This is a genomic window from Paraburkholderia sp. BR13444, from assembly GCF_040948755.1.
Lineage (GTDB): Bacteria > Pseudomonadota > Gammaproteobacteria > Burkholderiales > Burkholderiaceae > Paraburkholderia > Paraburkholderia youngii.
Genome location: NZ_JBFPKM010000004.1, coordinates 112,550 through 134,929 on the forward strand (window position 1 = coordinate 112,550; position 22,380 = coordinate 134,929).

General features: G+C 61.3%; 22 protein-coding genes and 1 pseudogene. 17 read left to right on the forward strand and 6 right to left on the reverse strand.

The genetic code is table 11. The features are described 5' to 3' along the window. Positions 1–2 precede the first annotated feature (2 nt). Entirely contained in the window at positions 3–203 is a 201-nt protein-coding gene (locus AB3X95_RS13080; RefSeq protein WP_368621546.1) for a hypothetical protein, read from the forward strand. Positions 204–403: 200 nt separating this feature from the next. Here AB3X95_RS13080 and AB3X95_RS13085 read toward each other — a convergent pair whose 3' ends face one another. After that, the gene (locus tag AB3X95_RS13085; RefSeq protein WP_368621547.1) at positions 404–1,378 is read right to left on the reverse strand and encodes a tripartite tricarboxylate transporter substrate binding protein; all 975 of its coding nucleotides are present in this window, start codon (positions 1,376–1,378) and stop codon (positions 404–406) included. Between the two features lie 686 nt (positions 1,379–2,064). Here AB3X95_RS13085 and AB3X95_RS13090 point away from each other — a divergent pair. The 8 genes and pseudogenes from AB3X95_RS13090 (at position 2,065) to AB3X95_RS13125 (ending at position 9,283) form a co-directional block, all read left to right on the forward strand. Further along, positions 2,065–3,252 carry a porin gene (locus AB3X95_RS13090; protein ID WP_368621548.1) on the forward strand — a complete coding sequence of 396 codons (1,188 nt, stop codon included), beginning with the start codon at positions 2,065–2,067 and terminating at the stop codon, positions 3,250–3,252. 281 nt (positions 3,253–3,533) lie between these two features. Next, a pseudogene (locus tag AB3X95_RS13095) lies at positions 3,534–3,827 on the forward strand (MarR family winged helix-turn-helix transcriptional regulator); the annotation flags it as partial. A 45-nt stretch (positions 3,828–3,872) separates the two neighbouring features. Beyond that, positions 3,873–4,073 (forward strand): hypothetical protein, encoded by a 201-nt coding sequence (locus AB3X95_RS13100; protein WP_368621837.1) that lies wholly within the window; start codon positions 3,873–3,875, stop codon positions 4,071–4,073. A 266-nt stretch (positions 4,074–4,339) separates the two neighbouring features. Continuing rightward, on the forward strand, positions 4,340–5,905 hold the full coding sequence (locus tag AB3X95_RS13105) for a methyl-accepting chemotaxis protein (protein ID WP_176368724.1): 1,566 nt from the start codon (positions 4,340–4,342) through the stop codon (positions 5,903–5,905). A gap of 104 nt (positions 5,906–6,009) precedes the next feature. Then, positions 6,010–6,483, forward strand: coding sequence for a hypothetical protein (locus AB3X95_RS13110; RefSeq protein ID WP_176125438.1), 474 nt, complete (start codon positions 6,010–6,012; stop codon positions 6,481–6,483). Further along, positions 6,480–6,656 (forward strand): hypothetical protein, encoded by a 177-nt coding sequence (locus AB3X95_RS13115; protein ID WP_176125439.1) that lies wholly within the window; start codon positions 6,480–6,482, stop codon positions 6,654–6,656. Before AB3X95_RS13110 ends, AB3X95_RS13115 begins: the two co-directional genes overlap by 4 nt. 337 nt (positions 6,657–6,993) lie before the next feature. After that, the gene (locus AB3X95_RS13120; protein ID WP_368621549.1) at positions 6,994–8,022 is read left to right on the forward strand and encodes a helix-turn-helix domain-containing protein; all 1,029 of its coding nucleotides are present in this window, start codon (positions 6,994–6,996) and stop codon (positions 8,020–8,022) included. Between the two features lie 4 nt (positions 8,023–8,026). Next, positions 8,027–9,283, forward strand: coding sequence for a Zn-dependent hydrolase (locus AB3X95_RS13125; RefSeq protein WP_368621550.1), 1,257 nt, complete (start codon positions 8,027–8,029; stop codon positions 9,281–9,283). Positions 9,284–9,291: 8 nt separating this feature from the next. On the opposite strand, the gene AB3X95_RS13130 is transcribed toward AB3X95_RS13125, so the two are convergent. After that, positions 9,292–9,597, reverse strand: coding sequence for a panthothenate synthetase (locus AB3X95_RS13130; protein ID WP_368590926.1), 306 nt, complete (start codon positions 9,595–9,597; stop codon positions 9,292–9,294). A 134-nt stretch (positions 9,598–9,731) separates the two neighbouring features. Beyond that, positions 9,732–10,355, reverse strand: coding sequence for a methylated-DNA--[protein]-cysteine S-methyltransferase (locus AB3X95_RS13135; RefSeq protein WP_368621551.1), 624 nt, complete (start codon positions 10,353–10,355; stop codon positions 9,732–9,734). Between the two features lie 299 nt (positions 10,356–10,654). On the opposite strand from AB3X95_RS13135, the gene AB3X95_RS13140 reads away from it, so the two are divergent. From AB3X95_RS13140 to ilvD, 7 genes are all read left to right on the forward strand, one after another. Further along, positions 10,655–12,034: a leucine-rich repeat-containing protein kinase family protein gene (locus AB3X95_RS13140; RefSeq protein ID WP_368621552.1), complete on the forward strand. Its 1,380-nt coding sequence runs from the start codon at positions 10,655–10,657 to the stop codon at positions 12,032–12,034. Further along, positions 12,031–13,011, forward strand: a complete 981-nt coding sequence (locus AB3X95_RS13145; RefSeq protein ID WP_368621553.1) for a substrate-binding domain-containing protein — start codon at positions 12,031–12,033, stop codon at positions 13,009–13,011. The genes AB3X95_RS13140 and AB3X95_RS13145 overlap by 4 nt, the downstream gene beginning before the upstream one ends. A 61-nt stretch (positions 13,012–13,072) precedes the next feature. Then, positions 13,073–13,468 carry a hypothetical protein gene (locus AB3X95_RS13150; protein WP_368621554.1) on the forward strand — a complete coding sequence of 132 codons (396 nt, stop codon included), beginning with the start codon at positions 13,073–13,075 and terminating at the stop codon, positions 13,466–13,468. After that, positions 13,387–14,034: a LysE family translocator gene (locus AB3X95_RS13155; protein ID WP_368621555.1), complete on the forward strand. Its 648-nt coding sequence runs from the start codon at positions 13,387–13,389 to the stop codon at positions 14,032–14,034. The genes AB3X95_RS13150 and AB3X95_RS13155 overlap by 82 nt, the downstream gene beginning before the upstream one ends. Positions 14,035–14,057: 23 nt before the next feature. Further along, positions 14,058–14,489, forward strand: coding sequence for an NUDIX domain-containing protein (locus AB3X95_RS13160; protein ID WP_368621556.1), 432 nt, complete (start codon positions 14,058–14,060; stop codon positions 14,487–14,489). Positions 14,490–14,773: 284 nt separating this feature from the next. Next, a complete protein-coding gene (locus tag AB3X95_RS13165) occupies positions 14,774–15,919 on the forward strand; it encodes a branched-chain amino acid ABC transporter substrate-binding protein (RefSeq protein WP_176106719.1) in 1,146 nt (381 codons plus the stop codon). Between the two features lie 270 nt (positions 15,920–16,189). After that, positions 16,190–18,052 (forward strand): dihydroxy-acid dehydratase, encoded by a 1,863-nt coding sequence (gene ilvD, locus AB3X95_RS13170; RefSeq protein WP_368621557.1) that lies wholly within the window; start codon positions 16,190–16,192, stop codon positions 18,050–18,052. 119 nt (positions 18,053–18,171) lie between these two features. Here the strand turns inward: ilvD and AB3X95_RS13175 are convergent, their stop codons facing one another. After that, positions 18,172–19,380, reverse strand: a complete 1,209-nt coding sequence (locus AB3X95_RS13175) for a GGDEF domain-containing protein (protein ID WP_368621558.1) — start codon at positions 19,378–19,380, stop codon at positions 18,172–18,174. Between the two features lie 338 nt (positions 19,381–19,718). On the opposite strand from AB3X95_RS13175, the gene AB3X95_RS13180 reads away from it, so the two are divergent. Then, positions 19,719–20,174 (forward strand): CHRD domain-containing protein, encoded by a 456-nt coding sequence (locus tag AB3X95_RS13180; RefSeq protein ID WP_368621559.1) that lies wholly within the window; start codon positions 19,719–19,721, stop codon positions 20,172–20,174. A 48-nt stretch (positions 20,175–20,222) separates the two neighbouring features. Here AB3X95_RS13180 and AB3X95_RS13185 read toward each other — a convergent pair whose 3' ends face one another. Together AB3X95_RS13185 and AB3X95_RS13190 are read right to left on the reverse strand one after the other, a co-directional pair. Then, positions 20,223–20,915 (reverse strand): cytochrome b/b6 domain-containing protein, encoded by a 693-nt coding sequence (locus AB3X95_RS13185; protein ID WP_368621560.1) that lies wholly within the window; start codon positions 20,913–20,915, stop codon positions 20,223–20,225. 153 nt (positions 20,916–21,068) lie between these two features. Continuing rightward, a complete protein-coding gene (locus AB3X95_RS13190; protein WP_368621561.1) occupies positions 21,069–22,268 on the reverse strand; it encodes a diguanylate cyclase in 1,200 nt (399 codons plus the stop codon). Between the last annotated feature and the right edge of the window lie 112 nt (positions 22,269–22,380).

Genomic DNA, 22,380 nt, shown 5'->3' on the forward strand with positions numbered 1-22,380 from the left:
ATATGAGCTATTCCTTTAAATCACACGCAAATACATATCCGGGCTCAAGTGATTACGGTCGAGACCTGGCGGATCACTTCGGTGCTTTCGAGGCAGAATTTTACGACCGGCGCGTGGCCGATCCAGCAGCCGAACTACAGGTGACGCCGCGAGATGAAGCGCGCGAAAATTCACGAGGGCGGCAGGTTAGCGCTCGCGCGTGATCAACGCGATTGGACGGCTCGGAAGTGTCACGATGGCGTCGATTTTTCCGTGAGCGGAGTAGCGGGGAGCGTGACGAGGACACTGAGGAGAATCCCCGTAGCCTCCAGTTGCGACAAGAGATGGATGAGCGACAGAAGAAAAAAGCTCGATGCCTTTTCAGAACATCGAGCTCCAGTTGCTATACACGCAAGGTACAACGTTACTTCGCGGGCTGACTCAGCTTGTCGTGGTCAGTGGCGATAACCTTCGCATAGTCAGCGGATGCGAGATAAGCGGCCTGGTGACCGTTGACGTTCAACGCCTTCTGGACGTTCGGGTCCTGCACGGCCGTCTTTACGGCATCCGCGATCTTATCGCGGAGCGGCGCCGGGAGATCCTTCGGTGCCAACACACCCGTATGCGACGCGAAATCGAAGCCTGGGAACATTTCGCCGAGTGCGGGAACATTCTGAATCTCGGGAATACGGCGCGAACCCAGGACCGCGAGCACACGCATCTTGCCGGCCTTGATCTGCGGCGCCGCCATTTCATACGGAATCTCTATCATTTGCACCTTGCCGCTCAAGAGCGCCGGGATCTGTTCGGCGTCGCTCTTGTAGGCGGTATGAATCATTTTGACGCCGGCACGCTTCTGGAACGCCGCCATCGCCAGATATTCTCGCGACGTGGTGCCTGTCGATCCAAACATGTAGCAGTTCGGATTGTCCTTCAGACGGCTGATCAGATCGGCGTAGTCCTTGATGTCGGTGCCGCTCAAACCGGCGCCGTTGCCCGCGACCAGAACCAGGCCCGCGTGACCGGTGACCTGTGCCACCGGAGTCAAATCCTGGCGTGCGCCGTCCACTTGATCGGTATCGCCGACGAGAAGCGTCAGTCCGTCAGCGGGCGCTGCTTTTGCTGCGGACACCGCAGCCGCGTCCGGCTGATTTTCGACGACAACATCGGTGCCCAGCGCCTTGCTCAATGCGGGTGCCAATGCGCGTGCAACCAGGTCCGAATTCTGGTTCGGCCCGGCAGCGATCAGCTTGACCGGCGCCGACTTCGCCGGTGCTTTGGCGATGGAGGCTTTGACGGGGGCCGTCTGTGCCGCGAAGCCACGACTTGACATCGTGATGCCGGCGACTGCGGCGAAAGCGAGTGCCGCACCGACGAAGATTTTTCGATTCGCGTTCAAGCTCACGTCTCCTTTATGTTGGGGTTACAGATATGATGCGCGATTTTGTATTCAAAAAAGACTACGATTGTACTAGGGCAAACGCGTACGATGCGGCACGAGTGCGAGTGCAGACGCCCCGCGAATTCCCTCGTGCCTCAGGCAAATTGCGACGCGACCGGAAAGCCACGCCCAGGGTTTTTACCGGAGCATGGTCCGTTGACATTGTAGGCTGTCGTAAATACTATTTTGACTGATGATAACGAATTCAAAGATCGGACGCACGATGATATCGGGGTGCGGTGCGAATCCGGTTGTGGCAGGTCGCGCATCCCGAATCTGTTGAGGTTTTGCTAACGCGTCCTGCTCGAACATTCGAGCCGCCAAGCAGTTCACGGCAAATGCACTGCCTTGGGCAGCGGCCGATCTGAGCAATCGATTCGCATGCAAGAACGCAACATCCTGATCGCCAACGTGCCGAGCTCTGTCATTCGTCACGCCGAGACCGGCTCCCCTCTCTATTAGGCCGGTGCCTCCGTACAGCTGGCGCCGGCCACGGCTCGCACGATTCATGAGTTGCTTCGGGTGTTCAACTGGGACCCGGACGCCCGCATTGGATGCTGCACAACTTCAGGAGGGCAACCGACCAGCGAAACAATTCACCAGCAGTCAGTTTCAAAGATCACTTATAACAATCAGGAGAATGTATGAATGACCAGGGGGGCGGGAGGAAACGCCGATGGGCCACGGTGCCGTTGGCATGCGCATCGGTTTGCATGAGCATGACGGCCGCACATGCGCAAAGTAGCGTGATGCTTGGAGGATTCCTTGACGAAGGGATCGCTACCTATCGTGATTCAGGTGGGTCACGTTTATTTCAAATGCAGGATTCCGCCATTTTTCCAACCAAGTTCTTCTTCCGCGGGAGCGAGGACATGGGGGGCGGCCTGCGCGCCAACTTCAGCCTCGACTCGATGATCAGCCTAAGCACAGGGGGACTTGATCCGCAGTCACGCGGCGCGATGTTCGAGAACTCGTCGTGGGTCGGACTGAGTCAAGCAGGGATTGGCAGCTTCCGCCTCGGGCGGCAGAACGACTTCGCCTTCGACTATTACCTGCTCGGCGGTATCGATCCGGCCACGGGCATCGCTGGCGGTATGCTGAACTTCCGCACCGGTAGCTTCGGTGCCGACCTGCTCGGCGTTTCGGGTCCAGCCCAGATCGCCGGTGCCGTCTCAGGCGGGCCGTTCGCACCTATCACAAGCAACGGCCAGATCACTGGGCTAGCGGCCATCAACTGGGATCGTGTCGGCGGCAAACGAATGTCGAATGCCGTCAAGGTCGTCTCCGAGGAATATGCCGGGCTGTCGGTTGGCTTGATGTATAGCTTCGGCGGCACGGCGGGGGACTTCAACAACGGGGCTGGAAAGAGCGCCGCGATCAACTTCAGGAACGGGGAAACGCGTGCTGCGGTTGTTTACACCGAGCAGAACTACGCGCCGGTCAACAACGGGCATAGTGGCATCGCCAACCTCCTCGCCGGCGCAAGGACGAAGTACGCCCATTTCACGGTCTCGGGGATCTACAGCCAGGCGCGCAACACCCATACGGGTGCCAGGATTTACGCGCTTGCAGGTGGCGTCGGCTATGACTTCTCACCGGCCTGGAACCTCGGCGGCGCTTACACCTACGAAAATGGTAACGAGCTGCTGAAGAACGTGACGATCAACCAGGCCGCATTGCAGTTGACATACACGTTGTCGAGACGCACCTCGCTTTATGCCGCTGGTGTATTTCAACGCACCAATGGCGCATATGCTGCAGAAATCGGGAACATCGTGGCAAACGGCAATATCCAGTCAGTTTTTCAGCTTGGCATGATGCATCGATTCTGATGCTTCATTGAGAGCGGCGGCGATGAGCATGTTTTCGTCATCGCTGCCGTGCTCTTCACGGATTGCAATAGTAAAAAGTCCCCCCGATCAAGCGCAGAAAGTGCCACGAGGCTTTTTCGTCTACTATGATAGTATACAATTTAGAATTATAAGTAATTCAGTGCGCCGGACACGCGGTAGCGGCGCGGGACCGACCGATCAACCATAGTACGAGGTAGTGTTCGGACGTATAGGCGCAAACCCGACGTCTGGTTCCGATCACATTTGAAGGAGCGGCAGATATGAAGAGCGAGGAGGACCTACCCCTAAGCCATGGAGTTGAAGCCCCAGCTTTGAATTGGCTAACCGGTTTTGTTGCCGTCGACAAGGCGGTCTCGGAGTCTGCTGATCGACATCTGAAGTCATCGCTTGGGGTTTCATCTGCGCAGGCTAAGGTCATCATTTGCCTCGCTGGACGGCAATTCATGACGCAGGTTCAACTCGCCCGCCGGCTGAATTACGATATGGGGTCGCTATCCCGACTCATTCCGCGTCTCATCGACGCTGGAATTGTAATGAGGTCCCGGCATCCAGACGACTGTCGCTGCTGGTGCGTTCAGCTCACGGGAAGCGGAGTGGCCATGGTCGCGAAGATCACCGCGTTTCTCGGGGCAACTGACCAGAAATTGATTAGCCTCTTAACCGAGGACGAAGCGGATATTTTCATGGCGTTGCTCAAGCGCTTACTCGTGAATTCCGCAACTCATGGGGCAGCCGATGTCTCGGCAGTTGCCTCGACGGTCAGCCCGAGGTCCTTCGGCGCCATTGGCGCACCGGCGTGACCGACAACGCTCTCTCCTTCGCACTACAACGTGGCCAGCGCGGTCGATGCCGCTATCCGGAGGCCGCATCCACGGACAGAAAAAACAGAGCACACCGGCCATCGTTGGCGCCCGTGCTGCGTTAACTTTGCCTTAGCGGTCGAAAGATCTCGCGAGTCCGGCACTAACACATCAGACCGGATTTCACAATCATGCTTGCCCCCTATCCATACTCAGGGGATTTATGCCGAAATCCAAGGTTATACAATCAATGTAGGCAAAAAAACATGCTAATGCTTCTTCGCAATCTCAAAGTACGCAACCGGCTGTTTGTTAGCTTCGCAATCGTTATCCTGCTGTTATGCGGTGCCGCGGGATTTGCGCTTTTCCAGGCGCATCGGATCGAATCGCATCTAGTGGACATCAAACAGAATTGGATGGAGTCGATCAAAACGATTGCTGATCTTCGTCTGGCCCTCAGTACGGATCGTCGCGCCACGCTGGGTCTGGTGTTGTCTGATTCCAAACAAGCCAAAGATACCAATGCGGCGATTCGGACCCAAGCCCTGGATCAGCTGAGACAGGGTGTCAATCACTATGAGAAAAACGCGCTGCCGGGCGAGGACCGTCAGTATTTCGAGAACGATAAGAAGGCAATTGCTGCGTATGCGGTGATCAACAAAGAACTCTACACGCTTGCAATGACTGACAATCCAGATCTTGCTACCGCCCGGGTGCTCGCCAACACCAAGATCTTTGATGTCTTCAAGGCGACCGAGAACACACTAAGCGCCCATATGGACTTCATCCAGAAGAATGCGGATGAAGCTGCGGAAAACGCCATTCACGACTACGACATGGCCCTGATGCTGACATTCACCGTGATCTGTATCGCTATCATTGCGACGGTATATGTCTGCAACACGGTTGCCACATCAATCGTCTTCCCGTTAAATGACGCCGTAAGAATTGCCGAAGCAGTTGCGTCGGGGGATTTGACGTCACAGGTCAGGGTGCATTCCGATACTGAACTCGGCCAATTGATGCGTGCGCTTCGCAGCATGAATGAGAGTCTCGTGGATATCGTGAAGCAAGTCCGGTCCGGTAGCGAGGCCGTATTGACCGGCGCATCCGAGATCGCGGCAGGTAACGAGAACCTGAGTCAGCGCACCGAGGAACAGGCGGCGTCTCTCGAACAGACGGTAGCTTCGATCCAGCAGTTGACGGCGACCGTGGAGAACAACGCGGCGAATGCCAGACAGGGCCTCAAACTCGCGCAGACTACATCCGATTTGGCAAACGGCGGTGGAGAGGTCATGAAAGTGGTCGTGACCACCATGTCAGGCATTGCCGATCAATCCAGGAAAGTCGCCGACATCATTGCGACTATTGAGGGTATCGCCTTTCAGACCAATATCCTGGCCCTTAACGCGGCGGTTGAAGCTGCACGTGCTGGCAACGAAGGTCGTGGCTTCGCCGTCGTTGCCCAGGAGGTCCGCACGCTGGCTCAACGCTCGGCATCGGCCGCCAAGGAAATCAAGGAATTGGTCAGCAATTCGGTCACCCGCGTTGATCAGGGATCACAGCTGGTGAACGATGCCGGGTCAAAAATTAACGAGGTGGTGAGTGAGTTCGCCCACGTATCGACCCTGATGGAGGAGATCACCCATGCATCCGATGACGGCCACCGGGGCATCATGGAGATAAACAAGGCGATCGGCGAAATCGATACCGTGACACAGCACAACGCAGCCCTGGTCGAAGAGGCCGCTGCCGCAGCCCGGGGCGTTCATGCAGAAGCTGAGCGCCTACAGTCACTGGTGACCAACTTCAAGATCGCACGCGCCATTTGATTCACGGTCTCCCGACACCCGCGCGGACTCCTCGCAATGCCTTTCAAGGAGTGAGTAAAAGGCCGATGGCAAAGTTTCTAATCCGAAAAAAAGGATAAAGAGCGATGAAAGTAGCAAATGAATCACCCTGGAAGTTCGTCGTCATGTGGATGAGGTTATATTTCGCATTCCACTATCTCTCTTCCGGGCTGAATTTCGTGGTTTTCAGATACATTCCGGATTTCAGCCACGCAGGAAAAGTGGGCGCCTATATCGGCGCTATGGCAGATGTCGGCTTCTACCAAATGGTCAAATATCTGGAAGTCGTGCTTGGGTCCATGCTGCTGCTAAACATCGGGGTGCCGCTCGCATTGATCATAATGGCCGGCATCAGCGTCACCATTGTCTTCCTCAACCTTTTCGTTTCGCCAGATCCGCGCGAACTGTTCACCGGCTTCCAGGAGTTGCTGTTGAACGGAGGACTCTTGCTAGCGTACGGAGGCTACTATGCAAACTTTTGTCGCGTCAAAGCGGAGCCTTTCTGGTTTTGGGACGGAATGCGGAAGCGGGGAAATTTCGACGCAAGGAGCCAATCGTGAATAAAGATTTCCTGGTGGTTTTTTCCATCATTGCCGTTGTAGTTTTGATAGTAATTTCGACTTCCACCATTTTCTTTGCGCGGCACTTGCGGTTTTATGACTATGGGCCCCCTTTGGGGGCAGGGCTAGTCACCTTGGCAGCAATGCTTCGAGCCGCTGCGATGAAACGATAGCTGCTGGATGCGCGTTTATTTGAGATAATCTACGCGTTTCGAAGCGATTCTTTTAAACACAAAATGGCCTCAGTCTGGAGGCCATTTTTTTATGTTGTCCGGCCGGATCGCACGAGTGCCTGCGACATGGACGAAAGCGAGCTCGAGCGGCGGCATGAGAGGCCTTGCGCAAAGTGAAAAGACTTTGTAGGCTGGTGCTGATGCCTGTCAGGCATGAGCGGAGCGGGGGCACATGAGCTTCGACGGCCACGGCATCGACGCACTAGCAACAGGCTCATGACGTTTTCGCCAACCGCGGCTATCATGCCGCGCACACTACAAAACCGGCGGGGAGACCTTGACGACCAATCAGGCAGCCAACCGCACCGCAACCGCGGCCGCAGCAATGCCAGCGGCTTTCGACTACACCCACTTCGACACCTACACCACGGCGCCGCGCGCGCAATTGCCCATGTGGCGGGAGCGCGTCGGCCATTTTCTCGACGTGCCGATCTCGCGCCGGCAACTCGCCGACGGCTTTCGCGGCAGCATCGACACCTATCGCGCCGGCGGCATGGCCTTCACGGATTGCCGCTCCGATCCGGTCGCGCAAGCGCGCTCGGTCGCGCGCATTTCGACTGACAACGTACGTCAGATCGTGTTTCACGTAGCCGTCGAAGGGACCTTCGAGACGACCACCGGCCTCTATCCGAAGCGCGTCGCGCTGCAAACGCGGCCGAGCATCCTCGCGCTCGACATGAATCAGCCGATGCAGATGACGCGGGGGCCGTGCCGCCTGGTCGCGCTGTTTTTGCCGCGCCATCTGATCGATCCGGTGCTGCCGGAAGCGGAGTCGATACATGGCCGCATGATCGAATACGAAACGCCGCTTGCGCGGCTGATTCCCGCGCATCTGGCCGATCTATGCCGCAGGTTGCCCACGATGGACGCGCCCGCGGCGCAGGAAGCGTTCCACACCTGCGCGTTGCTGATGGCGGCGGCGTTCGGCAAGGAGACCGGCTTGACCGGCAGTGCGCGCGCGGTGGCACGCACCGCGATGTTCGCGGCGGCGCGCCGCTATATCGACGCGAATCTCGGCCAACCTGATCTGACCGTCGACAGCGTGCTGGCCGTGTCGCAGCTGTCGCGGCCCACGCTGTATCGATTGTTCGAGCCGGAGGGCGGGCTCCACGCGTATATTCGCAACCGGCGCCTGCGCGAGGCGGCCGACGAACTGTATCGCCACCCGCGCAGGCCGGTGATCGACGTCGCGTACGGCTGGGGCTTCAATAGCGCGTCGGATTTCAATCGCGCGTTCAGACGTGCGTACGATATGTCGCCGGGCGATTTTCGCGCGGCCGCATCCGCAATCAATTCAGGGAGATGACAACGTGGTAAAGATCGATCCGGACCGGCTGATGGCCGACCTCAAACGGCTGCGCGGATTTGGCGCGGCCGGCTCAGGCGCGGCCGGCCCAGGCGTGGTCCGGCTCGCGCTGTCGCCGGTCGATCTTGCGGCACGCGAATGGCTGGTCGGCAGGATGACGGAGGCGGGGCTCGACGCGTGCATCGACGGCGTGGGCACCGTGTTCGGACGCTCGCGCAACAGCGGCCCCGCGCTCGTGATCGGTTCACACACGGACACGCAGCCGACCGGCGGCTGGCTCGATGGCGCAATGGGCGTGATCTACGGGCTCGAAATCGCCCGCGCGCTCGCGGAGAACGACGCGACGCGGCACCTCGCCGTCGACGTCGCGTCGTGGATCGACGAGGAGGGCACATTCTCGGGCCTGCTCGGTAGCCGTAGCTTCCTCGGCGAGGCGGTCGACGAATCGATTCGCGGCGCGACCAACCGGCAGGGCGAACGTCTCACCGATGTACTGGCGGCGGCGGGCCTCGCGGGCCGGCCGCGTGCGCGTTTCGAGGCAGGGCGCCAGGTCGCGTATCTGGAGCCGCATATCGAGCAGGGCGGGCGGCTCGAAGCGATCGGCAAATCGATCGGCGTGGTCACGACGATCGTCGGGCTGCGCGAATCGCGGCTGCGCTTCACGGGTCAGCGCAACCATGCGGGCACGACGCCGATGGCGATCCGCCGCGACGCGGGCGCGGCGCTCGTCGCATTCATCGCGCGGATGAACGACGCGTTCACGCAACTGGCCGACGCGGATACCGTCTGGACCGTGGGCCGCATCGATCTCGATCCGGGCTCGATGAGCGTCGTACCCGGCGCTGCCGACATGTATCTGCAATTCCGCGACGCGAACCCCGCACGGCTTCACGCAATGGAGCATGCGCTCGCGGAACTGGTGCGCGACTTCAATGCGCACAACGCCGTAAGCGTCGACTTGCAGACGATCGACGAGCCGATCGAGCCCGTCAGCATGGACGCCACGCTCGCGGAGCACATCGCGCGAGCCGCCGAAGCGATCGCGCCGGGCCAATGGCTGCGCATGCCGAGCGGTGCCGCACACGACGCGCAGGTGATCGCGCGTTGCATGCCGGCCTGCATGATGTTCGTGCCGAGCATCGGCGGCGTGAGTCACGACTTCATCGAGGACACGGCCGAGGAGCATATCGTGCTCGGCTGCCAGGTCGCCGCGACGGCCGCGGCTTCGATGCTGCTGCAGCTATCGGCGGGGCATTCCTGAGGGCCGCGCTACTTCCACTTGTCGCCTAGCGCGTCGAGGCCGGCTTTCATCAGATCATCGGGCAGCATCGCGATGCGCAGTTCGCACTCGGCGTCGAGCTTCAGGAACCACGGTTCGGCGAGTGCGGGAATCGCCGATGCATCGGCGACATCGACGACCGCCACCGCGCCGCGTTTGCCCTGCTGCTCGGTGAAGTAGATGGCTTCCGGCTTCATGTCCTCGAGGATCTTTTGCATCAGCTCGCCGATTCGGCCTTCGCGCACGAGTGTGCTGAACGGTTCATTCGGTATTTGTATGTTGAGAAGCATGCGCATGTCATCCTCCTGTTCGATACCTCAACGGGCATCTCAAGGATAGGTGTTGCATGCGCGGCCGATGGCGTTGATCGCGGACGAAGCATCGGCGATTACGGCCGACGGGTGGCGCGTTGTGCTGTGTCTGCGCGGCTTCAGCTACCGAACAGCGATCCCTGTGTTCCCCGGCTCGGTGCGTGATGCGCCGGTTTCGCGGGTGCATCGTCCCTGACCGGCCGCGCTGCCTTTCGTTCCGGCGCGGGCCGTTGCGCATCATCGGCCGCTGCTTCGAGCGACGTCTGCCCCGCCTCCAGCGATAGCAGCAGCATCTTGTTGGCGAGGCCGCCGGCGAACCCCGTCAGCTCGCCCGACGCGCCAATCACGCGATGACACGGCGCGACGATCGAAATCGGATTACGGCCATTTGCCGCGCCCACCGCGCGCACTGCATTGAGCTTGCCGATCTGCTGCGCGATCTCCGAGTAGCTGCGCGTCTGGCCGAACGGGATGGTCAGCAGCGCGCGCCAGACCTGCTTCTGGAACTCGGTGCCCTGAAAATCGAGCGGCAGATCGAAGGTCTGCCGCGTGCCCGCGAAGTACTCGCGCAACTGCCGCTCGGTTTCGACGAGCACCGCCAGCTCGTTCGCTTCGCCCATTTCGCCGAGTCGCACGCGGTTCGGCTTGTCGTGTTCCCACAGAATCGCGGCAAGGCATTCGCCTTTCGCCACGAGCTTCAACTGACCGACCGGCGAATCGATCAACTTGTATGCGTACGTCACTTTCTCAGGCTCCTGACAGGGTGGAGGCGCAAGACCCGCGAGACGGACGTGCTTGAACGACCCGACGCGGAAAGCCGTATGAAGGCTGCGCCGATACTGGGGAGTGTCCCGCTCGCGTCGCCTGAACGCCCTCCGGATATTGCTGTCTCATTCGCATTCGACACGGCCGCGACTGTCGTGAGCGTCGCGGCGATCACGTCACTGTACCGCAGAGAACCCCAGATGGCCTTTGACTCAGTAAAATCGATAGCTTCGGTACGACGCGCTGCGCGCGCTACCCGATCTTCTTTCCCACGACTGTGACCACGACTTTAGAACAACTGCGGGCCGGGCAACTGGCCGGTACGCGCGAACTCAAACTCGCGTGTGGTGTCAGCGAATTTCCGCGCGAGATTTTCGATCTCGCCGATACGCTCGAAGTGCTCGACCTGTCGAACAATGCACTGACGACGCTGCCCGACGATCTGCCGCGCCTGCGCAAACTGCGCATCCTGTTCGCGTCCAACAACCCGTTCACCGAACTGCCCGGTGTGCTCGGCGAATGCGCGCAACTGAGCATGATCGGCTTCAAGTCGAATCGCATCCGCGAGGTGCCGGCGAGCGCGCTGCCGCCGCTGTTGCGTTGGCTGATTCTGACCGACAACGACATCGAAAGCTTGCCCGCGGAACTCGGCCGCTGCACGCAACTGCAGAAGCTGATGCTCGCCGGCAACCGGCTGCGCGCGCTGCCCGAGGAACTGGCCGCATGCACGCGGCTCGAACTGCTGCGGCTCGCGGCGAATCGGTTCGACGCGTTACCGCATTGGTTGCTGCGTCTGCCGCGGCTTGCGTGGCTCGCGTATGCGGGCAATCCGTTCGACGCGGCGCTCGAACGGGCGGCGCTCGTCGACACACCGATCAGCGGCATTCGCTGGGATGCGTTGCGGCTCGAACGGCCGCTGGGCGAGGGCGCATCGGGCGTCATCTATCGCGCGGCGCTGCACGCGGACCACGAACCCGCGCCGCGTGCGGTCGCCGTCAAGCTGTTCAAGGGCGCGGTGACGAGCGACGGTTTGCCCGACTGCGAAATGGCTGCTTGCATTCGCGGCGGCGAACATGCGAACCTGATTCCCGTGCTCGGCAAGGTGATCGGGCATCCGTCGGACACGCATGGCCTCGTGATGGGATTGGTCGATCCGCGCTTCGCCAGTCTGGCCGGTCCGCCGAGCCTCGCATCGTGCACCCGCGATATCTATCGCGACGACGCGTGCTTCGACCTCGAGACGGTGCTCGGTATCGCGAGCGGCATCGCGAAGGTCGCGAGTCATCTGCATCGGCGTGGCGTGATGCATGGCGATCTGTACGCGCACAATATCCTGCACGGCGGCGCGGGGCGCGCGCTGCTCGGCGATTTCGGCGCGGCGTCGTTTTTCGATGCCGGCGATCGCGAGCTTGCTATCGCGTTGCAGCGGCTCGAAGTGAGGGCGTACGGCTGTCTGCTCGAAGAACTGCTGGAGCGTTGCGACGCGCAAGCGGACATCGCCGGGCAACTGGCCGCGTTGAAGACGCGTTGTCTGAGCGAAGACATCGACAGCCGGCCGCTGTTCGACGAAATCGTTGCCAGCGTCGCGTCGTTCGATCGGCACAGCCGCAACCAGTCCGTCCGCAACCAGCACCTCCGCGAAGGAGTCAAGCCATGACGCAGAACATGCGCCGCCGCGTGCTGCTCGCGGGCGCGCTGGCAGCAACCGGTCTCACCGGCGTCGCGCGATTCGCGGACGATGCCCATGCCCAGGTACCGCCCGCCGCGAAGCCGAAGATCGCGCTCGTGCTCAAATCGATGTCGGACCCGTTCACGGTCGCGATGGTCGACGCCGCGCGCAATTACCAGCAGCACTTCTCATCGCAATTCAGCCTGACGATTCGCGGCACGGCCAGGCAGACCGACACCGCCGCGCAGATTCGCATGGTCGACGAGATGATCAGGGCGAAGATGAACGCGATCGTGATCGCGCCGACCGACTCGAAGGCGCTGATCCCGGTGATCGCACGTGCGATCAAGGCCGGCATCATCACGATCACGATCGACAACCCGCTCGACGACGCGGCGCAGGCGGCCGCTGGCATCTCGGTGCCGTTCGTCGGGCCGAACAATCGCAGCGGCGCGAAGCAGGTCGGCCAGTATCTGGCCACGCGGCTGAAGCCCGGCGATCAGGTCGGCATCATCGAAGGCATTTCGGTGAGCAGCAATGCGCAGCAGCGCACGGCCGGCAGCCGCGACGCGATGGATGCGGCGAAGGTGCAGGTCGTCGCGGTCGAGTCGGGTAACTGGGAGTACGGCAGGGGCCGCGACGTGGCCGCGAAGATGCTGGCCGAGCATCCGCAGCTTCGCGCGCTGTTATGCGGCAACGACAACATGGCGATGGGCGCGGTCGACGCGATTCGCGACGCGGGCCGCGGCGGCGGTGTCTACGTCACCGGCTACGACGCGATCGATGCGATCAAGCCGCTGCTCGCCGACGGCCGCGTGCTCGCGACGATGAACCAGTTCGCCGACCGCCAGACCGTGTTCGGCATCGACTTCGCATTAAAGGCGGTGACCGAGCGACGCAAGCAGCGCGAGCTGTCGAGGGTGATCGAGACGCCGCTGCAACTGGTGACGGCCTCCAAACGTTGATGCGGGGCGCGCGATTGCGCCACTTGCCGCCGCCGCGCGTCGAACACCGATAGCAGGTCGAGTGCGCGGCCCGCGGCAGAAGCTGCTGGGCGGCGCGGTCGCGATTGCGGTGCTGGTCGCCAATTGCTATCTGTTGCTGAGGCTTTCGCTGCGCTGGCAGATTACCGTCGTGTGGTGCGAACTCGCGTTGCTGGTCGTGCTGTTCTTCTCGACGTTCAATCTGAGCTTCGAATTCATCGAGCGCAAGATCGGCTATCTGGTGCTGCAAGGCGCCGCTTCAGGAGGTCCGCGCGATGACGCCGGTCGCGGCGTTTTTTTTCGTGTCATCATGTCTGGTCTGTTGGAATCCAATCACAACGAACTCCCGGACGTGCCATGTCATTCCATACCTGGTTGCTTTTCGCCGCTGCCTATCTGCTCACCACCATTTCGCCGGGACCGAACGTTCTGCTGGTGATCCGCAACTCCGTTCGCTATGGAAGCCGCGGCGCGGCCGCGAGCGTTGCCGGCAATCTGCTCGCGCAAGGAGTCGTCGTCGCGCTCGTGGCGCTCGGTGTCGGCGCGGTATTGACGACACTGCCGCCGCTCTTCGTCGCAATGAAAGTGCTCGGCGCGGGTTATCTGATGTATCTCGGCATCAGGCAACTGCGCGGCGGCGGCAACAGGCAGGCAGCGCAGGCCGCGCAGCCCACGGGCGTCGCATCGCCCGCTGATACGTTCGAGCGCAGCAAAGTATTCCGCGAAGCCTTGCTCGTGTCGGGCAGCAATCCGAAGACGATGATCTTTCTTTCGGCGTTCATGCCGCAATTCATCGACCACGAGCGCGGCCTGCCGGAGCAGTTCATCGTGATGTATCTGACGATCGCTGTCACCGTCGCGCTCGTACACACCATTTATTCGCTCGGCGTGCAAGGTATCCATAAGCGCGTCGGAGCCAGCCGGTGGATCGCGGCGATCAAACGCGGCAGCGGCCTCGTCTTCGTCGCGCTCGGCATCAAGCTGCTGAGCGCGCAGCGCGCGTAGTCCGTCACGATGACTGCAAGCAAATGAGCCGAATGCAAAGCGTCGTCGATGTGAACGTGCTGTTTCTGAACGGGCAGGGCGAGTGCCTTTTCATGCAGCGGGCGAATACCGGTTTCAGGGACGGCCAGTACGCGCTGATTGCCGGCCATCTCGAACCTGGCGAATCGATCGAAGAGTGTGCGATTCGCGAGTCGAAAGACGAAGCGGGCGTGACGATTGCGCCCGGCGAACTCGAATTCAAGCTCGTGATGCGGCGCGACTCGGACACGAACCGCATCAGCTTCTTTTTCGCGTGCCGTTCATGGCAAGGCGAACCGGCGAACATGGAGCCGCACAAGTGCTCGGGCTTCGTGTGGGCGAAGCCGGACCATCCGCCGGCGCCGATCGTCGACTATGTGGCGGCCGCTCTCGCGCATATCCGCGAGGGCGTGATGCTGGCCGACTTCAAGCCTTGATTGCTCCGTACCGTTGCCGAAGAATAAGCGCGAGATTCAGCTTTATTGGCTGAGTTGCCGCTTATTTCGTCGCTTTTACTGACGATTCCCTCAGCAAATCGAACGCGCAATCTCCCGCTTCAATAGAGCGACGAAACGACCGCTCATTGACGCCGCGGCAATCCCATTGCGCGGGAATTTGTCGCTTGCGCCGGTTTTGCGTTATCGTGCTGCACCAAAAATGGCGGAGCTGGCGATTGCCCAGCCGTCCGGTTGGCAAGGTAAGTAAAGAGGAGATGTGTCGTATGTCGTTCAAGCTTCACAAACTGCTGCCGCTCAGCGCGGCAGTCGTCGCATTCGCGGGCATTGCCGGTACGGCAAATGCGGATCAGGTCGTCAAGATCGGTCACGTCGGTCCGTTGACGGGCGGCTCCGCCCACCTCGGCAAGGACAATGAAAACGGCGCGCGCCTCGCGATCGAGGAAATCAACGCGAAGGGCCTGACGATCGACGGTCAGAAGGTCACGCTCGTGCTCGACGCGCAGGACGACGCGGGCGACCCGCGCCAGGCAACCCAGGTCGCGCAGAAACTCGTGGACGATAAGGTCGTCGCGGTGGTCGGCCACTTGAACTCGGGCGCGTCGATTCCGGCATCGAAGATCTATAGCGACGCGGGCATCGTGCAAATTTCGCCGTCGTCGACGAACCCGGCCTACACGCAGCAGGGCTTCAAGACGACCTACCGCGTCGTCGCGACCGATGCACAGCAAGGTCCGGCACTCGCCGCCTACGCCGCGAAGACCCTGAACGTGAAGACCGTGGCCGTGGTCGACGATTCGACCGCCTATGGCCAGGGTCTCGCGAACGAATTCGAAAAGACCGCGAAGTCGCTCGGCCTGAAGGTCGTCTCGCACGACGCGACCAACGACAAGGCGGTCGACTTCCGCGCGATCCTGACCAAGATCAAGGGCGAGAATCCCGACGCGATTATGTACGGCGGCATGGACGCGACCGGCGGTCCGTTCGCGAAGCAGGCGCGTCAGCTGGGCCTGCGCGCGAAGTTGCTGTCGGGCGACGGCGTGTGCACCGAAAGCCTCGCGGACCTCGCCGGTCCGGCGGCGGGCAACGTGGTGTGCTCGCAGGCCGGCATGGCCGTCGAGCGCATGAACGGCGGCGCGCAATTCGCGGCGAAGTACACGAAGCGCTTCGGTCATCCGATCGAATTCGACGCACCGTTCACGTACGACGCGGTGTATATCGTCGTCGACGCAATGAAGCGCGCGAACTCGACCGACCCGGCGAAGGTGCTGGCCAAGGTGTCAAGCACCAACTACAAGGGCGTGACCGGTGAAACGACGTTCGACGCGAAGGGCGACCTTCAGCATGGCGTGATCTCGCTGTACGACTACAAGGATGGCAAGAAGTCGCTGCTCGACGTCGTGAAGATGTAACAGCGCAGACGCGTTAAAAGCGTTGAAAGCACGAAGGGCCGATGAAGCATCGCTTCATCGGCCCTTTGCTTTGACTGAAATCGAGCGGCGTGGATCGGCTAAGCGGTCGCTGCATCGATTAATACCCTTTGCGACCTAATCGCGCCTGAAAAATATATTGGACGTCTTACTGGCGCTCTTGCACTATTCGTTTCCAGCGCCGACTCCGCGCTGCGATCCCCACGCCCGCGCGGGCGCTCAAACCGATAACAGCAATACCTGAGGATACAGATGCCCAACTATCGCTCACGCACTTCGACTCATGGCCGCAACATGGCCGGCGCCCGCGCGCTGTGGCGCGCGACCGGCATGAAGGACGACGATTTCGGCAAGCCGATCATCGCGGTCGTGAACTCGTTCACGCAGTTCGTGCCGGGCCACGTGCATCTGCGCGACCTGGGCGCGCTGGTCGCGAAGCAGATCGAGGCGGCCGGCGGCGTGGCGAAGGAATTCAACACGATCGCCGTCGACGACGGCATCGCGATGGGTCACGGCGGCATGCTGTATTCGCTGCCGTCGCGCGAACTGATCGCGGACTCGGTCGAGTACATGGTCAACGCGCACTGCGCGGATGCGATGGTCTGTATCTCGAACTGCGACAAGATCACCCCGGGCATGCTGATGGCCGCGATGCGCCTGAACATCCCGGTCGTGTTCGTGTCGGGCGGCCCGATGGAAGCGGGCAAGGTCAAGTCGCCGGCCGACGGCCAGGTGATTGCGAAGATCGACCTGATCGACGCGATGATCAAGGCCGCCGATCCGAAGATCAGCGACGCGGAAGTCGCCGAAGTCGAGCGCAGCGCGTGCCCGACCTGCGGGTCGTGCTCGGGCATGTTCACGGCGAATTCGATGAACTGCCTGACCGAGGCGATCGGCCTCGCGCTGCCGGGCAACGGTACGGTCGTCGCGACGCACGCATGGCGCAAGGGGCTGTTCGAGCAGGCGGGCAGCCTCGTCGTCGATCTGTGCCGCCGCTACTACCAGGAAGAGGATGCCTCGGTCCTGCCACGCAGCATCGCCACCAAGCAGGCGTTCGAGAACGCGATGACGCTCGACGTCGCGATGGGCGGCTCGACCAACACCGTGCTGCACCTGCTGGCCGCCGCACAGGAAGCGGGCGTCGATTTCACGATGTCGGACATCGATCGCATCTCGCGCAAGGTGCCGTGCCTGTGCAAGGCCGCGCCCATGACCGACAAATACCACATCGAGGACGTGCATCGCGCGGGCGGCATCATCGGTATTCTCGGCGAGCTCGCGCGCGCGGACCTGCTCGATCTGTCGTGCGGCAACGTGCATAGCGGCACGCTCGGCAACGCGATCGCGAAGTGGGACATCGCCGGCGGCGCGGGCGACGAAGCGCAGAAGTTCTTCCGCGCGGCGCCGGGCGGCATTCCGACCACGGTCGCGTTCAGCCAGGAAGCGACCTACGCGACGCTCGACACGGACCGCAAGAGCGGCTGTATCCGCAGCAAGGAAAACGCGTATTCGAAGGACGGCGGACTCGCGGTGCTGTACGGCAACCTCGCGGAGAAGGGCTGTATCGTGAAGACCGCGGGTGTCGACGAATCGCAGTGGCTGTTCTCGGGCCGCGCGCGCGTGTTCGAAAGCCAGGACGACGCGGTCGATGCGATTCTCGGTGACAAGGTCGTGCCGGGCGACGTCGTGGTGATCCGCTACGAAGGTCCGAAGGGCGGTCCGGGCATGCAGGAAATGCTGTACCCGACTTCGTATCTGAAGTCGAAGGGCCTCGGCAAGAGCTGTGCGCTGTTTACCGATGGCCGTTTCTCGGGCGGCTCGTCGGGTCTCGTGATCGGCCATGCGTCGCCGGAAGCGGCGGAAGGCGGCACGATCGGTCTGGTCGAAGACGGCGACGTGATCGAGATCGACATTCCGCAGCGCAAGATGCATCTGGCGGTGTCGAATGAAGAGCTCGCACGCCGTCGTGCGGCGATGGAAGCGCGCGGCGCCGACGCATGGCAGCCGACCAATCGCGAACGTGTGGTGTCGCAGGCATTGCAGGCGTATGCGGCGCTCGCGACCTCGGCCGATCGCGGCGCGGTGCGCGACATTTCGCAATTGAAGCGCAAGTAAAGCGCGGATCAGCGCGACGGCCCTGTTCGCGGTGACGCGGACGGGCCGAACACAGACCGGTATGCGGGCGACTGCATGCCGGTCTTTTTGCAGGGGCAGTGCCCAGCGCGGAACCTTCCTTAAGCCGGAACACTGGAAACGAGGCCATCGGCAGGCTGCGAAGATGCTGCAACCATCACGCAGTTTCTGCCGTTGGCTTTCGCTGCATAGAGCGCCGTGTCGGCTCTCGCCATCACCGAGGCAACGGTATCGCCATTACCGAATTCGTCGACGCCAGCGCTGAGTGTGCAGGCGACGTCGCCGGTCGGAGCACGCGCAACAGACGCCGCGACGAGTGCGCGCAACCGGTTCGTGAAATGGGCCGCTTCGTCTTTGCCGGTCAGTGGCATCAGCAGCGCAAACTCTTCACCGCCGATGCGGCCAAGCACGTCGGTTTGCCGTAGTTCGCGCGATATCGTCAAGGCAACATGCGCAAGGGCGTGGTCGCCGGCTGCATGCCCGTATCGGTCATTGATGCCCTTGAAGTTATCGATGTCCAGGATCGCGATGGACAGCTTCGACTTCGCCACCTTTGCCAACTCGAACAGCGCCTCCGCGCGCGCGATGAAAGCGCGCCGTCCGAGCGCGCCCGTCAGATCGTCGATGGTGGCGAGGCGTTCCATCCGCTCCGCCAGCCGGTCATGAGCCAGCATTACCATGCCGACCGACAGGCATGGCAAAGTCAGTATCGCCATGCCGAGAAATGCGACGTTTAGCGGCGTTTCCTCCAGAAAGACCGATTCATGCGCTAGCCCCGACCCATATACGACGCAGCGGGCTGCGTGGACGACCGCCCCCAACACCGCCGCAACAGCCACGAAGTGGTAGCCGTATTTCGGTCTGCCCGCCGGCCGATACCGTTGCACGACCCAGGCGATCGCAAATCGGATGTAGGCGAGAAAACCCGAGATCATCGCGCCCCGGGCACTGACGTCAGGCGACACGTAAGTCCAATAAACGAGTCCCGCCAGGATCGCGCACAGCGCGCCGTACTCCCAGATTACCGATGGCGGCCGATGAAAGAATTGCCGGAAGCCGTGAATCGCGAGGAGCGACGCGACGAGCAGCAATACGCTCGCGCCCAGTACGACGAGATCAGACCTACGGAACAGGAGGAGCGTGGCCGTGACGGCCAGCAGACCACTCGCCACACACCAACGGCGTATCCCCGGAACCTGAGTGTGAAACAGCGAGCCTAGAACGGCGACGCTCATCAGGCAGGACAGAATCGCAATGCCGATTAGCGCGTTCGGAATGGACATGGCAGCGTAACGATGGGTGTGATCCATGAAGGCGCCTGGCGCAATACGAGGTCGCGCTGGTTACATCCGCTGCCTTCGCGCAAAGCGCATATCGTACCGGAAGAATTTTTCGCTTTGGATCGATTTTTCAACGATTTTCGCCCAGCGTTTTTCTTTCGGCTCGCTGTCCACACTTGTGGGACGTCGACGTAACGGGGCGGTCGTCATGCCATGACCAGAGTTCGGCCTGATGCGAACTTCGCGTAACGGCCGGCTTGCGTCTATGCTTGACTCACTTGTTCGGCTGTCTACGACGTCGACGAGCTCTTCTGCAGTCTTCAATAATCGCCCGTTCACCAAGGGCAAACCCAACAGGAGAAAACCAGATGTCACGATCCATCACGCGGCGCGCTTTCATGGTGTTCGGTGGTTTGGCCTTAGCGGGTACGCTGACCTTCGCGCAAGCGGCGCCCGTCTCGTTCGCGGTGCCTTTGACGGGCGCTCAACAGGTTCCACCGGTGCAAACTCCGGGCAGCGGCAACGCCAAGCTCACGTACGACGCCAGCACACGGGTCGTCACCTGGAACATCACCTTCAGCGGATTGACGAGTCCGACCACGATGGCGCACTTCCACGGACCCGCGCCGGCCGGTAAAAACGCCGGCGTAAAAGTCTGGATCTCGCAGAAAGGCTCCACCGAGGTGACGAGCCCGATCACCGGTCAGGCCACGCTATCTCCGGACGAAGCCAAGATGTTCGAAGCGGGTGAGATGTACATCAACGTTCACACGAAGAACAATCCGGACGGCGAGATTCGTGGCCAGGTGACGCCGCCGAAGTGAGGCTGAAGCAGGCACGGTAGCCGCCCCGAGATCGGGTGCGCGGCTTGCTCACAGATATGCCGCGAGCAGCATCACCACGGCAACGCCGACGCCGAGCGGCAGCAGCGCCAGCAGCGCTGGCGCCTGCCGCGGCGCGTCCACGGACGAGGGCAGCAGTTTGGAGCCGGTCAGCATCGGACGAAGCAGGTTGTGTCCCTTCGCTACCGCGTAGACGGCGATCACGAGCGTATGCAGCGCGACGGCCGCGAGCAGCACGTACCAGACCAGCCCATGCAGCGCCGAGATTGCGTTGGCGAGCCACGCGGGCACGAGTTCGCTCAACGGGCCTTCGTCGGCGATGTCGTTGTTGACGTAGAGCCCGCTCAGCGTCTCGGTCAGCAGCAAGGCGAGCAGAAATAGAACCATCCAGCCGCCGGCTGCATTGTGGCCGACCTGCACATCCGGTTCGCGATGAAACAGCCGGCGCAAATGACGAAGCGCGGCCGCGGGCGACGCCACGAAACTGCGAAAGCGCGCGGTCTCGCTGCCAAAGCAGCCCCACAGCAGCCGGAAAATAACCAGGGCGAGCAGCGTCTCGCCGACGCGCACGTGCCAGTCGATCCAGTTCAGCTTCAGGGTGATATAAGCCGCAGCGACCAGCACGACCACCAGCCAGTGAAACAGTCGCACCGGCGCGTCCCAGACCAGCACCGGACGGGGCATTGGCTGTATCGGCCGCGTGACGGGTTTGGGTGCATCCATGTTGTTGGGCCTACGTGCGCAAGCGGCGGTTTGGCGATGTGAGCTCGGGCGGTAGCGGGCGATTAAGCATACCTCTCACCGATCCTTGACGTACCTTGGCGAAAATTTGACGAACACTACCGATATGAAGGTGCATGCCACATTACTGAGCGATCAAATCTGGTTTCGATCCGCGGAGTAGCTATCGGCAGGGAGCGCAGCCCTTGGCGTCTGTTCGAGCCGGTTGCCGCCTAGCGACTTGGCTCGATACAACGCCTGGTCGGCGGCTGAGAGCAGGTCGGCGAGGGAAGCCGTTTCGCGACTCGACTCGGCGAGTCCAATGCTGACGGTGGCGCGGATCCGGTCGCCGTCGGCGCCATGGGACATTGCAGCGAACCGGCTGGCAACGGTCTCGCCCACCTTTCTTGCGCGTTCCCTGTCGTGGCCGGGCAACAGGGCGGCAAATTCTTCGCCGCCGATGCGTGCAAGAATCGCGTCTCTGCCCGTCACGGCTCGAACGGTTTCCGCGAATGATCTCAAGACCTCGTCGCCAGTCTTGTGTCCGTAGCGGTCATTGATTCTCTTGAAGTGGTCGAGGTCGAACGCGAGGAGCGTGACGGGTCGTCGATGTGTCTGGTGGTCGCTGATGGCCCGCTCGCCCTCTTCGAAAAACAACTTTCGATTGCCGAGGCGAGTCAGGTAATCCGTGCGGGACTCTTGCAAAAGCTCACCATGAATTTCTTCCCGGGTCATCCGGAGCAAGGTCATCGGCAAAATGACCGAGTAGAGAACTCCTTCGTACATCGTGATTTCGCTGGAGACAGCCAGCACGCGTGGCCCGAAGATCGACACCATCCATGGCAGCACGAATGCCCGGGTGACGTAAAACAGCGCGTGGATACCCGTGACCACCACGGCGACGCGCCTGGATTGAACCGCCGGCATGCCGTCGCCTCGCAGCAGTTCGAGCGACGTCATGGCGGAAGCCAGCGCGATCGGGATGGCGCTGACGTACATCCAGACGGCAGCCTGCCAACGCACGCCGGCTACCGTCCACGTGAGCGCCGTCAGCACGAGCAAACCGATCGAACTCGCGAGATAGCGCCGGCCGTTGAACATTGCCACACCGTCGAGGACGAGCAGATAGCCGGTGAGAATCACGAGATTACTCACTGCCGGGCCAGCGGCGCCGAGCAGTTGAACCCGAAACAAGGCCGCCGCGCAACCCAGTCCAAGGGTGGCGTAGCCGATCGCCAGCGTTCGCAATTCCTTGCTGCGCTTCGGATGAGACAAGTGTTCCCAATACATCATCGCGGAACTGGCTAATAAGGTTCCAATCACGAGAAGGTATAGGGTGGCTAGATCGACTTTCATCGCTGACTTCAGAGCGCGTCCCCGCAATGACGGGGAAAAGGTTGGAGACTACATATGGGATAACGGCAAATGCCGCGCATGTTTGCGAAATGATAACGGAATGGATAACGTA

What these genes read in the sequence shown, in the direction of transcription:
- AB3X95_RS13110 (WP_176125438.1), top strand. Translation starts at nt 6,010, where the DNA reads ATGAAAGTAGCAAATGAATCACCCTGGAAGTTCGTCGTCATGTGGATG.
- AB3X95_RS13180 (WP_368621559.1), top strand. Translation starts at nt 19,719, where the DNA reads ATGTCACGATCCATCACGCGGCGCGCTTTCATGGTGTTCGGTGGTTTG.
- AB3X95_RS13100 (WP_368621837.1), top strand. Translation starts at nt 3,873, where the DNA reads ATGGTCGCGAAGATCACCGCGTTTCTCGGGGCAACTGACCAGAAATTG.
- AB3X95_RS13080 (WP_368621546.1), top strand. Translation starts at nt 3, where the DNA reads ATGAGCTATTCCTTTAAATCACACGCAAATACATATCCGGGCTCAAGT.
- ilvD (WP_368621557.1), top strand. Translation starts at nt 16,190, where the DNA reads ATGCCCAACTATCGCTCACGCACTTCGACTCATGGCCGCAACATGGCC.
- AB3X95_RS13090 (WP_368621548.1), top strand. Translation starts at nt 2,065, where the DNA reads ATGAATGACCAGGGGGGCGGGAGGAAACGCCGATGGGCCACGGTGCCG.
- AB3X95_RS13130 (WP_368590926.1), bottom strand. Translation starts at nt 9,597, where the DNA reads ATGCGCATGCTTCTCAACATACAAATACCGAATGAACCGTTCAGCACA.
- AB3X95_RS13145 (WP_368621553.1), top strand. Translation starts at nt 12,031, where the DNA reads ATGACGCAGAACATGCGCCGCCGCGTGCTGCTCGCGGGCGCGCTGGCA.
- AB3X95_RS13160 (WP_368621556.1), top strand. Translation starts at nt 14,058, where the DNA reads ATGAGCCGAATGCAAAGCGTCGTCGATGTGAACGTGCTGTTTCTGAAC.
- AB3X95_RS13105 (WP_176368724.1), top strand. Translation starts at nt 4,340, where the DNA reads ATGCTAATGCTTCTTCGCAATCTCAAAGTACGCAACCGGCTGTTTGTT.
- AB3X95_RS13165 (WP_176106719.1), top strand. Translation starts at nt 14,774, where the DNA reads ATGTCGTTCAAGCTTCACAAACTGCTGCCGCTCAGCGCGGCAGTCGTC.
- AB3X95_RS13175 (WP_368621558.1), bottom strand. Translation starts at nt 19,380, where the DNA reads ATGGATCACACCCATCGTTACGCTGCCATGTCCATTCCGAACGCGCTA.
- AB3X95_RS13185 (WP_368621560.1), bottom strand. Translation starts at nt 20,915, where the DNA reads ATGGATGCACCCAAACCCGTCACGCGGCCGATACAGCCAATGCCCCGT.
- AB3X95_RS13155 (WP_368621555.1), top strand. Translation starts at nt 13,387, where the DNA reads ATGTCATTCCATACCTGGTTGCTTTTCGCCGCTGCCTATCTGCTCACC.
- AB3X95_RS13190 (WP_368621561.1), bottom strand. Translation starts at nt 22,268, where the DNA reads ATGAAAGTCGATCTAGCCACCCTATACCTTCTCGTGATTGGAACCTTA.